This window comes from Maridesulfovibrio salexigens DSM 2638 (assembly GCF_000023445.1).
Lineage (GTDB): Bacteria > Desulfobacterota > Desulfovibrionia > Desulfovibrionales > Desulfovibrionaceae > Maridesulfovibrio > Maridesulfovibrio salexigens.
In genome coordinates this window covers 585935-599892 of record NC_012881.1, presented here as the reverse complement: position 1 = coordinate 599892, position 13958 = coordinate 585935, and the positions used below count along the sequence as shown (strand labels likewise).

At 49.7% G+C, this 13958-nt stretch carries 11 protein-coding genes; 8 read left to right on the top strand and 3 right to left on the bottom strand.

Annotation, left to right across the window (positions count from 1 at the left end; genetic code table 11):
- Positions 1 to 37 precede the first annotated feature (37 nt).
- From DESAL_RS02750 to DESAL_RS02740, 3 genes are all read right to left on the bottom strand, one after another.
- Positions 38 to 400: a cupin domain-containing protein gene (locus DESAL_RS02750; protein WP_015850433.1), complete on the bottom strand. Its 363-nt coding sequence runs from the start codon at positions 398 to 400 to the stop codon at positions 38 to 40.
- A 107-nt stretch (positions 401 to 507) separates the two neighbouring features.
- The gene (locus DESAL_RS02745; protein ID WP_015850432.1) at positions 508 to 3747 is read right to left on the bottom strand and encodes an efflux RND transporter permease subunit; all 3240 of its coding nucleotides are present in this window, start codon (positions 3745 to 3747) and stop codon (positions 508 to 510) included.
- Positions 3747 to 4904, bottom strand: a complete 1158-nt coding sequence (locus DESAL_RS02740) for an efflux RND transporter periplasmic adaptor subunit (RefSeq protein ID WP_015850431.1) — start codon at positions 4902 to 4904, stop codon at positions 3747 to 3749. The genes DESAL_RS02745 and DESAL_RS02740 overlap by 1 nt, the downstream gene beginning before the upstream one ends.
- A gap of 219 nt (positions 4905 to 5123) precedes the next feature.
- Between DESAL_RS02740 and DESAL_RS02735 the strand changes: the two genes are divergently transcribed.
- The 8 genes from DESAL_RS02735 (at position 5124) to DESAL_RS02705 (ending at position 13952) form a co-directional block, all read left to right on the top strand.
- A complete protein-coding gene (locus tag DESAL_RS02735) occupies positions 5124 to 7082 on the top strand; it encodes a PAS domain-containing hybrid sensor histidine kinase/response regulator (protein ID WP_015850430.1) in 1959 nt (652 codons plus the stop codon).
- Positions 7083 to 7181: 99 nt separating this feature from the next.
- Positions 7182 to 8603 carry a sensor domain-containing diguanylate cyclase gene (locus tag DESAL_RS02730; RefSeq protein WP_245543777.1) on the top strand — a complete coding sequence of 474 codons (1422 nt, stop codon included), beginning with the start codon at positions 7182 to 7184 and terminating at the stop codon, positions 8601 to 8603.
- Positions 8604 to 8670: 67 nt separating this feature from the next.
- The gene (locus DESAL_RS20300) at positions 8671 to 8844 is read left to right on the top strand and encodes a hypothetical protein (protein WP_015850428.1); all 174 of its coding nucleotides are present in this window, start codon (positions 8671 to 8673) and stop codon (positions 8842 to 8844) included.
- Positions 8845 to 8917: 73 nt separating this feature from the next.
- On the top strand, positions 8918 to 9640 hold the full coding sequence (fabG, locus tag DESAL_RS02725; protein WP_015850427.1) for a 3-oxoacyl-ACP reductase FabG: 723 nt from the start codon (positions 8918 to 8920) through the stop codon (positions 9638 to 9640).
- 139 nt (positions 9641 to 9779) lie between these two features.
- Positions 9780 to 10994 carry a beta-ketoacyl-[acyl-carrier-protein] synthase family protein gene (locus DESAL_RS02720; RefSeq protein WP_015850426.1) on the top strand — a complete coding sequence of 405 codons (1215 nt, stop codon included), beginning with the start codon at positions 9780 to 9782 and terminating at the stop codon, positions 10992 to 10994.
- Positions 10994 to 12490, top strand: coding sequence for a phytoene desaturase family protein (locus tag DESAL_RS02715; protein WP_015850425.1), 1497 nt, complete (start codon positions 10994 to 10996; stop codon positions 12488 to 12490). Before DESAL_RS02720 ends, DESAL_RS02715 begins: the two co-directional genes overlap by 1 nt.
- On the top strand, positions 12472 to 13698 hold the full coding sequence (locus tag DESAL_RS02710; protein ID WP_015850424.1) for a beta-ketoacyl-[acyl-carrier-protein] synthase family protein: 1227 nt from the start codon (positions 12472 to 12474) through the stop codon (positions 13696 to 13698). Before DESAL_RS02715 ends, DESAL_RS02710 begins: the two co-directional genes overlap by 19 nt.
- Positions 13698 to 13952: an acyl carrier protein gene (locus tag DESAL_RS02705; protein WP_015850423.1), complete on the top strand. Its 255-nt coding sequence runs from the start codon at positions 13698 to 13700 to the stop codon at positions 13950 to 13952. Before DESAL_RS02710 ends, DESAL_RS02705 begins: the two co-directional genes overlap by 1 nt.
- The last annotated feature ends 6 nt before the right edge of the window (positions 13953 to 13958 follow it).

Genomic DNA, 13958 nt, shown 5'->3' with positions numbered 1-13958 from the left:
GCCCGGATAACCGGGCTTTTAACTTTATTCATAAAATCTACTGCTTAATCAAAGTCAGCAGCATCTTGAACCGCTCCCGGGCCTCAAGGCCGTGTGGGATATTGGCAGGCATGACAATAGATTCTCCTGCTGCCACATTAAATACTTCATCGCCGATGGTGACTTCGGCAACTCCGTCCAGCACCTGCACCATGGCATCACCCGGTGCGCTGTGAGTGCTGATTCCTTCCCCGGCATCAAAAGCAAACAAAGTCAGGGAAATCTGCTTGACCTGTGAAAGGGTTCTGCTGACCACCTGCCCTTCCTGATAAACAACCAGATCGGTCAGGTTCAGTACCTTATTATGGTCAATATTCTTTATAGTTACGTCCTTAAGATTCTTGAGTTCCAAGTTAGCCATATCAACCTCCATGTAAAGGTCGGGTTTGGGATTCAGGTTGAATTTCTCAACCGCTACGGCTTATATTTCACACAAAGAGAGTAGGATTTATATGATGTAAGTCAATCCTACTTATTTTCTTTCTCAAAAACATAATATCCCACCGGAATGACCAGCAGCGTGAAAATAGTTGACGCAAACAATCCGAAAATCAACGCCCAAGCCAGACCGGAAAAGATCGGATCAAGGGTGATAGGCCATGCCCCTAGCGCGGTAGTAGCCGCAGTCAGGGCAATAGGTCTGAGGCGAACCGAACCGGACTTGATAATTGCATCCTTCAATTCCATACCCTGAGCAACGGACTGGCGGATAAAATCGATAAGCACCAACGAATTACGGATAACTATTCCGCCCAACGCGATCATGCCGATCATTCCTGTTGCTGTGAAGAAGACCGGATCGGCAAAAGCCTCACCCACTGCTCCTTGAACAGTTCCGGCACTTATTAGATTAAGCAGCCAGAATCCGGGCATGATACCCAGCAAAGTCAATGGAATAGCGCACATGATCAGCAAAGGCATGGTAAATGATCCTGTTTCCACAATAAGCAGGATATAAATACCCAGCAAAGCCGCACCAAATGCAAGGCCGAGGTCGCGGAAAACATCCAGAGTAATCTGCCATTCACCTTCTCCGGCCCAATCTGCCCAGATAAACGGGGGCAGCGGGTCCTTGGCAAGCTTGCCCTGCATATCGATAATAGCTTCTCCCGGTGCGCGTCCGGCCATTTCCGCGAACACGTAAACCACACGTTTGAGATTCTTGTGGTAAACAGGTTGCTCGCGGCTGATTTCAACCAGACTTCCAAGCTCCGCCAGAGGCACACTCTTACCTTCTGAAGTGCGCACCTTGAGCTGTTCAAGGGAGGAAACGTCCGCCCTTCGCAGCAGCGGCAGAATAAGCCGCACAGGAAGCGGATTTCGTTCACCCTGTTCATGAATGTTAGCCGGAACCATACCGGACAAAGCCATCTGCAAGGTACTGACAACATCACGGGCACTAACTCCATGAAGGGCCGCTTTTTCCTTATCGAGCACAAAATCGATCATAGCCTGATCCGCTTCGGTGGAAGTGTCGATGTCCACCACTCCGGGCTCCTGCTTCATGGTCGCTAAGATCTGCTGTGCTCCTTCTATAAGAGCAGAATAAGGCCGGTCCTCGGCACCGTAGACCTCCGTAGTGATAGTGGAGATTACCGGAGGTCCGGGCGGAGATTCCACGATCTTGATATTGGCATTGTTGTGCGCAGCAACCTGCTCCAACTCATTGCGTAAACGGAGCACAATGGCATGGCTTTGCTCCTCACGCAGAGACTTGTCAGCCAGATTAACCCGTATATCAGCCATATGCCCGCCTTCGCGCCAATAGTAATGGCGAACCAGCCCGTTAAAATCCATAGGAGAAGGCTCTCCGGCATAGGTAATGAAACTGGTCACTTCAGGCACGGTTTTAAGAACCTGTTCCATTTCGCGGACCACACGGTCAGTCTGCTCAAGAGGTGTGCCTTCATCCATGTCGATAACAATCTGGAATTCATTCTTGTTGTCAAAAGGCAGCATCTTAAGCGGTACCAGCCTCATCCCGGCCAAAGCCATAGAAAAGACCAACCCGATTACGATCACTCCCACCAGAAGCCAACGGCGGACACGGGATTCAAGAAAAGGCGTAATTATCCGGGTATACATCGCTTCTACACGCCCCGGACCGGAAGCTGCTGCCGCAGCTTTGGGCTGCAAATCCTTGAGCAGACGAAAAGCCAGCCAAGGCACAATGGTCAGGGCGCAAACAGTTGAAAAAGTCACTGTCAGCGGCACATTTGCGGCCATGGGAGCCATGTACGGTCCCATCATTCCGGTAATGAAAAAGAGCGGAACAAATGAAACAATAATCGCCAGTGTGGACATGATTACCGGCGGCAAAACCTCGGAAACCGCAGCAAGAGTTGCCTCGGAAGGCTTCTTCTTTTTCATGAGAATATGCCGCTGAATATTATCCACATTAGTGATCGGGTCATCCACCACTAATCCAAGAGAGAGAATAAGCGCGAACAGAGTTACCCGATTAATAGTGTAGCCAAGCATATAGTTGACGAACAGGGCCAGTGAAAAACTGATGGGGACCGCAAGTGCCACGACCGCTGCCTCGCGCCATCCGAGAGTCAGGGCCAACAGGATGACCACGGTAACCACCGCAAAGCCCAATGAGCCGAGCAATTCATCGACCTTGGCATCAGCAGTCTTGCCGTAATCACGGGTCACCTGAACTTCGATTCCGGCAGGAAGAATGGCTTGCTTAAGCTGTTCCATGCGTTCAAGAACGGCCTCGGCAACCTTGACCGCGTTGGTCCCTTTTTTCTTGGAAAAGGCAATGGTGACCGCCGGACGGGAGCCTTGTTCGGGGTCTTGTCCGTTACTGGTCAGATACATGCGGGAAAACCCGATCCGTGAATAAGAATCAACCTCTTGCGGACCGTCGAACACCTCAGCCACATCGCGCAGGTATACCGGACGGGAGTTAAAGACCCCGACCACAAGATTGCGCACATCAGCAGCATCTTCCAAAAAAGAGTTGGCGGAAATGACAATCTCGCGATTTCCCGAAAGCACTGTACCGGCAACAGCAGACTGGTCCGCACCCTTAAGTGCAGCGGCTATTTCCAGCGGAGAGACATTGAATCCGGCCATGCGTTCGGGCTGTAACTCCACCCGCACTTCACGGGAACGCCCTGAAACGAGGGACACGCGGGAAAGGTCTTCCACCTCTGCCAGACGGGAAGAAAGTTCTTCAGCCACCCTGCGTAATTCATAATCGGAAATATCTTCGCGTCCCTCAGCCGGATAAAGAGTCAGGGCTACGATAGGAACATCGTCAATCTCAACAGGCTTAATGACCCAGCCGGCAGCAATTCCCGGAGCCATGTCCGTATTCTTGGCAATTGCATTGTGCAGCTTAATTAAGGATTCCTCACGATCCTCACCCACGTAGAAACGGACGGTGACCATGGATGAATCACGCCGGGAAACGGAATAGACATACTCCACCCCGTCAATCTGCCAGAGAATACGTTCCAACGGAGTGGTAATCAGTTTTTCAACCTCCTCCACCCCAGCGCCGGGAACCTGCACCATAATATCGGCCATCGGAACCACGATCTGCGGTTCTTCCTCTCGGGGGGTAAGCTGGACAGCAGCAATACCGAGTAACAAAGCACCGATAACCAGCACCACTGTCAGCTTGGAATGCAGAAAGAAACGGACTGCCGAAGCTATCAGCCCTTGAGTCTGTTCAGGATTCAATGGGGCAGACATTATTGCTTACCTCCAGTGGAGGAAAGGTCAAAGCCCACCGTTTCATTACCGCTCAGACCGGAGAGTATCTCCAGCTTATCTCCGTATCGCGCACCGCTACGGACGTAGACCGGCTCCCAGCTATCATTGACTTTAACCAGCACGGTCTCAAGCTGCCCTACACGGGACACTGCCCTTGCCGGAATGAATACAGTCTGTTTTTTCCCTACAGGTATAAGCAGACGTCCGAACATACCGGGATAAAGTCCGGGCAAGGGTTCCAGTCCGGCTTTGACCAAAAAAGTACGGGTCAAAGGATCAGCGGAAGGAACGACCTCCTCAACTACAGCCTCCCCTTTCTCTCCAAGAGCCTGAATATCCACATCAAGTTTCTGTCCGATACGCACCTGTCCGATGACGCCCTCACGCACAAGGGCTTCCAGACGTAATGTTCCTCCGGTCTGAATCATCATGAGCGGCTTGCCGGGAAAAGCAAGGTCGCCGGGTTCAACCATACGCTTGGCAACTTCGCCATCTGCCGGAGCTGTGATTGTTGTATAATCGAGGTTAATTAGGGCTGCTTCAACTCCTTTTCTGGCCTGCCGGACGCCTGCTGAGGCTGCGTCCAGACCATCCTCAGCCTGCGCCAGAGCTGCTCGGGCTTTAAGATAAGCCGCTTCAACGCGATCAAGTTCATCCTGTGTAGCAACCTCATCCGCAAAAAGTTTCTTCATCCTCTTCCATGTAGCTGTAGCCGTGCCGGATTCAGCCTTAGCCGCATTAATGGCTTCGCGAGCCTGACGTTCTGCGGCCTGAGCGGATTTAAGTCCCTGCTGGGCACTCTCAAGCCGTGTCTTGAATTCGCGGGAATCCAGCACAATGAGTTTATCGCCTTTACGGACCTTCTGACCGGAGCGAACCATGACATTAAGAACTTTTCCGGTCACCTGTGCCTCAATGGAAGCTTCCGTTTCAGGGCGGACGGTTCCGACTGCTTCATAAACAACAGGAACATCAACTAATTCTGCTATGGCAATACCTGCCGGAACTTCTGCCCTGCGAATCGAGACAACTCGCCCCTCTTCAATCACTGCGGACTCAAAAGAACCGGTCATCCAGAGCACCAGAAACATTATCGCAGCACCAAGCATGGCTACCAGAATACATTTTTTTGTCATACATCACTCCAGAAAGGATAAAAAAGAAATATGTGAAAGATATTATTACAGGTTTTATACAATCCTTAAGCAACTGTTTCAATTACAATCATTATTTTTAAAAACGAAGCGCGAAACCTTTATAAAAAAACTATCAACCAATTCACAATAGATTAATTTTCTTGTATTGTTTTTTAGTTTTCATATCTAAAAGACAAATAATATATTTTCGGAGAATAGATGAAAACCAGGGAAAGACAAAAGGACATAGATCATTACAGATTGATTTTTGAATTTTCGCCGCTGGCAATGATCCGCTTTGATAAAACCGGAACCATTATTGACTGCAATCAGAAATTCATCGATCTGATGGGATCAAGCAGAGAAAAGCTTATCGGATTCAATACGATAACTAGAACCACTCCTAAAATGAGCGCCGCTGTAAAGCAGGCTGTTGAGGGAGCTACGTCTGAATACGAAGATATCTACACCTCCGTTACCGGTAATAAGACCACCTATATCCGCGCCGTATTCAACCCGATTGAAAAAGGGAAAAATCCAACCGAAGTTATCGCCACCCTCGAAGACATTTCCGAACGCAAGAGAGTTGAAGAAGAACTGGCTAAGACTGAAGCCCGCTTTAAAATCATGGCTGAGAACACCAAAGATCTTATCTATTACTTTTCAGTACCCGATAAAACATTCAAATATGTCAGTCCGGCCTGTCTTGATGTCACTGGATATCCTCCGGGAACATTTTACGCCGACTCACAATTCTTCTTTGATATGGTCCACCCGGAATGGCAGGAATTCATGCACCAGCAATGGATGGACATGGCCCACGGCAAGATGTCCCCACTTGTGGAGTATCAGATTATAGACCGTTACGGAAAAACAAAATGGCTGCAGCAAAGTAATGTTCCATTTTACGATGAAGAGGGTAATCCCATTAGGGTTGAGGGTATTGTCCGCGATGTAACAGAGCTGAAGAACGCTCTTGAACGTGTTGAGCATGAAAAAGCAAAAGCTGAGACTGCCAGCCGGACCAAATCCGAATTTCTAGCCAACATGAGCCATGAAATACGCACCCCGTTGAACGGGATAATGGGCATGCTGCAACTGATGGAGTCGGAGACACAAACACCCAAGCAAGGAGAATATGTCAATGCGGCAATGCAAGCCTCCAAACGGCTGAACAATGTGTTGTCTGACATACTCGATCTGGCGCGGGTGGAAGCGGGTAAACTGAATCTTTACAACAAAGAATTTAATCCGGCAGATGAACTTAAGCATGTGTTTGAACTTTTCGAAGTCACATCCAGACATTCCGGGGTCAACCTCAAACTCAAATTACCACCGGAACTTCCCCTAACTGTCACCGGCGATCCGGCTCGTTTGCAGCAAATCCTGACGAACATTGTCGGTAATGCCTTGAAGTTCACCCATGAAGGGCACGTATTAATTACGGCGCAACTGCTACCCCGCAGCACCCCCGGCAACTGCCATATTCTGTTTACTGTTGAAGACACCGGAGTCGGAATTGCAGACGATAAAATGAACCTGCTTTTTCAATCCTTCACTCAAGCCAGCGAAGGATATACCCGCCAATATCAGGGAGCAGGACTGGGCTTATCCATATGCAAACGACTTACTGAACTCATGGGTGGTACTATTGCCGTGGAAAGCAATGTTGAACAGGGAACAACATTTTACATATCTATTCCTTTTAACATACCAGACTGCAAAGCCCTCTACCGGGATCATCATAAGGCTAACCCTGAAACAAAGAATTCATTTGCTGAATACCGAATCCTCGTAGCTGAAGATGAAAAAATAAACAGGCTCTACACCAAACAGTACCTTGAGCAACAGGGATTCACAGTAGAAACAGTAGCCAACGGCCAGCAAGTTCTTGATAAATTGTTCTATGAAGATTTCGACCTTGTTCTTATGGATGTACAAATGCCAATAATAAACGGTATCGAGGCAACAAAAGCAATCAGGAAAGGTGAAGCCGGCGCACACAACAAACGCATTCCGATAATTGCCATTACCGCTTACGCCATGCAGGGAGACCGGGAGCAATTCATTGAACAAGGCATGAACGACTACATTGCCAAACCGGTAATAAAAGAAGAACTATATAAGACCATTACGAGAACCATACACTTAAACCAATCCTCTCGAGCCTCAGGTTGACGAAATAGACTTATACGTGAAATACAATCTCTTATGGGTATAAAAACGGGGAATTTCAAAAATCTTGGCAACTCTTATGAAGAGGGGTCAAACGCTGCCTTGCTCTCTGCAATTGCACGAAGCGCAGAAGAGCTCACATCCGGCAAAGGCTGGCCGGACGGGGTAAACGATCTTCTGGCTGCACTCGGGCAGGCAACAGGAGTGAGCCGTGTCTGGATTTTCCAGACTATAAAAGTCACCGATACTCATATTACCCAGAACTATACTTTTGAGTGGGCTGCCGCCCCCCGCTACAAACAACTGGGCATGCCCATGTTCAGTATGTTCACCAACAAAATTAATCGACCGGAATACCGTGAAACCGTCCAAAGCAGATTACGCGGTGAATGGCAGAAAATGGTCATTGACCAACTTGAACCGGGCTGGCTCAAAGACACCCTTGAAGTGCAGAAAATAAAATCCATGCTGACCATCCCGGTCATGGTAGAGGATAACTGGTGGGGGACTTTGGGCTTTGACGATTGTGAACGAGCCTACGACTGGTCCGATGTTGAAATCGCTCTGCTGAAGACCGCCGGATATCTTATTTCCAATGCAGTACTCCGTGACCGCCTAAGCGCCAAGCGGCGGCAATTCAGTATTCTTAAAGAATTAACAGATAGCAGTGTCTGGGAATTTGATTTCAAAACCGGACAGATATGGTGCTCCCCGGAACTTCTGCATTCTGTCCCTGTGCCGACTGATAATATTCGCTTTTCCCTACATAAAGCCATGCACCTGATTCATCCGGACGACCGCCGCCCTCTGATCTCCTCAATCAGCAGATATCTCAAAGGAGATAGAAAAAAAGTATTCCGCTTTGATATGCGCCTGTTCACTGACTGCGGCGACCTCCGCTGGGTAGAGCTGATCGGAAACATCCGCAGCAATGACAGCGGCAAGCCAGAGCAGCTGGCGGGGATCCTGATCGATATCCGCAAACGAAAACGCGAAGAAGAACGGTTGCGTGCAGAAGCTATCACTGATCCGCTTACCGGAGTAACCAACCGCCGTTTATTTGAACACCGCCTTCAGGAATTCATTGACCATTCCATCAATGAAGGGACTGAGCTATCAGTTCTATTCTTTGATATTGATCATTTCAAAGAGCTTAACGACAAATACGGCCATCAAGCTGGAGACAAAGGCCTACGCCATTTGGCTAAGATTTGTGAATCATACCTTCGCCACAACGACATTTTGGCCCGTTTGGGCGGAGACGAATTCGTCCTGCTCCTGCCAAAGACAGACCCGAAAACTGCATCTGCTATCGGCAAAAGACTTCTCGATGCCGTGAAATCGACTCCATTTGAATATGACGGCAAAATACACCGCATGACTATCAGTATTGGGCTGGCCAGCAACGACGGTCGCCTGACCACCCCGGCACGTTTAATAGAGCGGGCCGACACCGCCCTTTATGAAGCAAAACAAAGGGGCCGAAACAGACTGGAAACTCTCACAGGCTGCCTGCTGCGTTAAGCGAATTTGACTTTTCAGAAAAGACTGGATTAGTTATTCACAACAAAAAATAAAAGCTGGAGGAGATATGATCACCAGAATTGCCGCTGCACTGATCATTGCAGCACTTATGATTTCTTCCCTTGGCTGTGCGAAAATCGGCAAAGCCACAGGTCAAGCCGTCAAAGAAGTTAAAGAAATGCCCGGAGAATTCAAAAAGGGCTACAAAGATGGCAGAACTTCTGAAGAAGACGCAATTTAATTTAAACCGATAATTCCGCAGACAGGGGCCTTGAGCCCCTTTTTGCATTAAACGAATTTCCCCCGGACAAAACATGTCGAAAATTGCTTTAATTACCGGAGCCAGCAAGGGCATCGGCGCAGCTATCGCCCTGCAACTGGCTGAAGACGGCTACGATATCTGGCTCAACTACCGCAGTGATGATGAAGGAGCAGAAAAGACCGCTGCCGCCATCCGCGAGGCTGGCCGGGAATGCACCCCGCTTAAATTTGATGTCACCGATGAAGAGGCTGTCGAGAACGCACTTGCTCCGCTCTTACAGGAAGAAGTACCCTACATTGTGGTTAATAATGCAGGATTCGCACGTGATTCAATCATGATGATGATGTCTTCCGATGACTGGAACAAAGTGCTGCAAGTACACCTGACCGGTTTTTTCAATGTAACCAAGCCCGTTGTTTCCCGTATGCTGCGTAAACGGACCGGAAGAATCATCAACATAGCTTCCACTTCCGGCGAAACAGGCGTTGCCGGACAGACCAATTACTCCGCAGCCAAGGCCGGACTCATCGGTGCTACCCGCTCCCTTGCGGTGGAAGTTGCTAAACGCAATATTCTGGTAAATGCGGTTACCCCCGGATTTATCGAGACCGACATGGTTGCCGAGCTGCCTGTAGATCAGATCAAAGGCCAGATCCCCCTTAAAAGACTGGGAACACCGCAGGAAGTTGCCGGGGTTGTATCCTTCCTCTGTTCGGACAAGGCATCTTACATCACCGGACAGACAATTGCAGTTAACGGCGGCATTCATACCTAATATTACAACGCCCAGATTCATCAATATGAATTGGGTAAATAAATAATAATATATTTAATTTTATCTTAAAATAAGTATCGGTTTGTCCGTTGTGGACTCAATTTGAGAACACCAGACCTAGTATCCGGGAGCTTTTCTTTTGTATAAAGTGGCAATCACAGGAATCGGAGCCATATCCGTTCTGGGTGTAGACCTTGAAACCATTGCCGATGCCCTCAAGCAAGGGCATTCAGGTATTGAGGTGGATGAGGAACGAATCAAGCTCGGCTTTGAAAGCCCGCTGACAGGGGTAATCAAAGATTTTGCACCCAAAAAATGGCTGGCCCGCAAGCAACGCAAAACCATGCCCGATTTTGCAGTACAGGCCTACGCTGCCGCCAAACAAGCCCTTGAGCTCTCCGGCCTCACAGAAGAAGATCTGCACAACGATGAAAGCGGACTAATTTTCGGTTGTGATTCCAGCTGTATTGCCGCCCTTGATCAGGTAGAATTGCTCAAAGAACGGGGTGAGACCTCACTTATCGGCAGCGGCGCGGTATTCCGTTCCATGACCTCCTGTGTAACCATGAACCTCAATACACTTTTCAAAACCCGCGGGGCGTCATGGACCATCAGCTCAGCCTGTTCCAGCGGCGGACATGCAGTGGGTCAGGCCTTTAATCTTATAGCCACAGGCCAGCAGGAACGGATCATCTGCGGAGGCGCGCAGGAACTGAACTGGCAATCCATGTGCAGCTTTGACGGCCTAGGTGCATTCTCCAATCACACAGCTAATCCCTCGCAGGCCAGCAGACCCTTTGATAAGAACCGTGACGGACTTGTTCCCAGCGGAGGCGCAGCAGCCATAGTGCTTGAACGCTACGATCTGGCAAAGGAACGCGGAGCAGAAATTCTCGGCGTAGTCAGCGGGTACGGTTTTTCATCAGACGGAGAACATATTTCAGTTCCCGGCAGAGACGGCCTAGCAAGAGCAGGATCCAAGGCTCTCAAACTAGCGGGACTGACTCCGGCAGATATCGATTACATCTGCGCCCATGCCACCTCCACTCCGGCTGGAGATGGAGCTGAAGCAGCCAACATCCACACACTTTTCGGGGATAATTCCCCGCGCATTTCCTCAACCAAATCCATGACCGGACACGAACTCTGGATGTCCGGTGCAAGTCAGGTTGTTTATACAACTCTCATGAACCGATACGGATTCACTGCGCCGAACATAAATTTCACCGAAGGCGATGACGAGACTTCCGGCCTGAACATTCTCACCGAAACCGACAGCCGCCCTCCGCAAAAAGCCCTGCTCAATTCCGCAGGATTCGGCGGCACCAACTCCTGCCTTGTGCTTGAATTCTGATGACTGCTTACAACCACATAGTTGTCGGAGCAGGTATTTCGGGCATGACCTCAGCCCTGCTGCTGGCTAAACAGGGATATAAGGTCGCACTGGTGGAATCCTTTCCCCTGCCCGGCCCGACAGTACGCGGCTTCAGCAGGAAAGGAGTTCATTTCGAAACCGGCATCCACCTCATCGGCGGGATGGGTGACGGCGATCCGCTCGATACTTATTTCAAACATCTGGGTATCAACGATGATCTGGTCAAAATCCCTTTCAATGAGGGCGGCTGCGACTGCTTCCGCTTTGAAAAAAAGAAGAGCCAGATCTGCCTGCCCTATGGCTATGAACAGGTCCGCCAGACTTTAGAACAGGCTTTCCCTTCTGAAAAAACTGCCATTGATACATATCTGAAACGGATCAGGACAATTTTCGACTCATCCGCTTTCCTGAATTTTGATCTGGATTTCAGTCTGGATTCCCTTGCCCATGACGAGACAGAATCCCTGCTTGAGTACCTAGATTCCATCACTGACAATCAGGATCTCAAGGACCTGCTCTGCTGCCACTCACTGCTATACGGCACCCCCCCGGAACAGGCCATGCTCTCCACTCACGCCCTTGTAGCCGGATCATATTTCCGGTCATCACAAACCATTGATGGCGGCGGCAAAGCTCTCGTAGACGCTTACCAGAAACATCTCAAGGAGCACGGGGTAGAGATTTTCTGCGGAGAGAAAGCAGTACGCATCAACCATGACGCAGACAAAAATTTCACGGGATTGCTGCTGGATGACGGGAACGAATTACAGGGCGAAATCTGCATCTGGTCCGCTCATCCCGCGGCCATGCTCAGCTGCGTTGAAGACGGTGTGTTCCGTCCGGTATTTAAACGTAGGATCAGTGAATTGCAGGAAACCGTATCCGCACTGATTCTTTTCGGGATAGCCGAAACTCCGGTGGAAGCACTGCAAGGCCGAAATATCTACCTCTGGCCGGAATCAGATTACAGCGAAGTCCTTTCCGGCAGGACCGGGATGTCTGATAACGCCATATTCCTTTCCGCCGGACAAACCCTCGGACGGGACGGCAAGCAGAGCGTTACCGCCATCATGCCCTACAGTTTTGATAAATTCAGCAAGTGGCAGGACTCAAGCCTACGCAACAGACCGCAGGACTACCTTGCTTTCAAAGCCGAACTTATGGCTAAATTTGCGCAGCAGGTATATGCACGCTGCCCGGAATTAAACGGACAGGTTGAATTTATTGATGCGGCAACCCCGCTGAGCTTACGCGATTACTGCCAGTCACCATACGGCAGCATGTACGGAGCGGCTCATACTATTTCTCAGTACAATCCCCTGCCGGCCACCAAAATAAAAGGGCTGCTGCTGGCCGGACAATCCATTATCGCCCCCGGAGTCATGGGTGCGGTGGTTTCCGCCTATCTGACCTGCGGTTTCATATACGGACATGAAAAGATTCACGAGGAACTGAAATGCATTTACAGCGCGTAGTTATCACCGGAATGGGCGCAATTTCTCCACTGGGCAGCGGAGTGGAAGCTCTTTGGAACGGTCTTGTTGAAGGTCGCTCCGGCATCAGCCATATGGAAGAACTTGAGCACGTAAAAGGATTGCGTCCGCGCATTGCCGGACGGGTCCCGGAAGTTAACGCCAAGGCTATTCCCCGCAAAGCTCGCCGAACAATGTCCAATCTTTCTATTTTCGCTGCGCTGGCTGCTCTTGAAGCCATTGAACAGGCGGGACTGGACACAGACACTTTGACCGGAGGCCGGACCGGACTTTCCGTAGGTTCCACAACAGGTAGTTCGCAGGCCCTTGAACAATTTTTCAAGCTCTATCTTCCTGAAAATTCCCTTGAGGCAATCCGCAGTACTGAATTTTTCAAGATTATGAACCATAGCGCCGCCGCCAACCTTGCTCAGTTTCTTGGAATCAGCGGACGGGTTATTGCAGCTTCGGCTGCCTGTTCCACCGGATGTCAGAACATCGGACTGGCTGCAGAAGCCATTGCTTCCGGCAAACAGGATGCGATGCTCTGCGGCGGAACAGATGAATTACATCCCCTGACCGTGGGCACTTTCGATATTATCGAAGCGGCCTCCACTTCCGGTGCAGACGATCCCGCCAGTGCATCTCGGCCATTTGATGCCGACCGGGACGGCATTGTCTGTTCCGAAGGAGCGGGCATACTCCTGCTGGAAAGCTATGAACATGCCAGAGAACGCGGGGCTGAAATTCTTGCTGAAATCACAGGTTTTTCCTCCCTTTGCGACAGCAGCAACATGGCTTCCCCCAGTGCTGATGCCATCAACCTCTGCATGAAAGACGCTTTGAAAGATGCCGGAATTGCTGAATCTGAAATTGACTATGTGAACGCCCATGCCACCGGAACCTTGCAGGGAGACGCTTCCGAAGCACAGGCTGTGGCAAACCTGTTCGGCACTACTCCCCCGGTCAGCAGTTTAAAAGGACATCTTGGGCATACTATGGCTGCCAGTGGAGCCATAGAAACCATCGCAACAGTACGCATGATGCAGGAAAGTACAATAATTCCCACAGCAAATCTCACGAATCCATCCGAGGAATGTTCTGCAATAAACAACGCCTTGCATTTGCAGAAAAGACCAATTACATATGCGCTGAAAAATAATTTCGCCCTTGGCGGTATAAATACATCGCTGGTTTTGAGGAGATCATAATGACAGATGAAGAACTCATAAAAAGAATCAACTCTGCGCTTGCCGAAGAATTCGAGCTGGAGCTTGATGAAATGGTCCCCGAAGCAGTCTTCAAGGATGACCTTGATCTCGACAGCCTTGATGCTGTGGATATGGTCATCGTTCTGGAGCAGGAATTCGGGATCAAAATCAAGAAAGACGAAGCCTTCAAGGCTATCCGTACTCTCGGTGACCTGCATAAGTTCATCCTGAGCAAAAAAGACGAAGCCGCTTAATACAAG

Bases quoted from the DNA above. Each gene is read 5' to 3' on its own strand.
- DESAL_RS02740 (WP_015850431.1), bottom strand. From the start codon at position 4,904: ATGACAAAAAAATGTATTCTGGTAGCCATGCTTGGTGCTGCGATAATG.
- DESAL_RS02715 (WP_015850425.1), top strand. From the start codon at position 10,994: ATGACTGCTTACAACCACATAGTTGTCGGAGCAGGTATTTCGGGCATG.
- DESAL_RS20300 (WP_015850428.1), top strand. From the start codon at position 8,671: ATGATCACCAGAATTGCCGCTGCACTGATCATTGCAGCACTTATGATT.
- fabG (WP_015850427.1), top strand. From the start codon at position 8,918: ATGTCGAAAATTGCTTTAATTACCGGAGCCAGCAAGGGCATCGGCGCA.
- DESAL_RS02735 (WP_015850430.1), top strand. From the start codon at position 5,124: ATGAAAACCAGGGAAAGACAAAAGGACATAGATCATTACAGATTGATT.
- DESAL_RS02745 (WP_015850432.1), bottom strand. From the start codon at position 3,747: ATGTCTGCCCCATTGAATCCTGAACAGACTCAAGGGCTGATAGCTTCG.
- DESAL_RS02705 (WP_015850423.1), top strand. From the start codon at position 13,698: ATGACAGATGAAGAACTCATAAAAAGAATCAACTCTGCGCTTGCCGAA.
- DESAL_RS02710 (WP_015850424.1), top strand. From the start codon at position 12,472: ATGCATTTACAGCGCGTAGTTATCACCGGAATGGGCGCAATTTCTCCA.
- DESAL_RS02750 (WP_015850433.1), bottom strand. From the start codon at position 400: ATGGCTAACTTGGAACTCAAGAATCTTAAGGACGTAACTATAAAGAAT.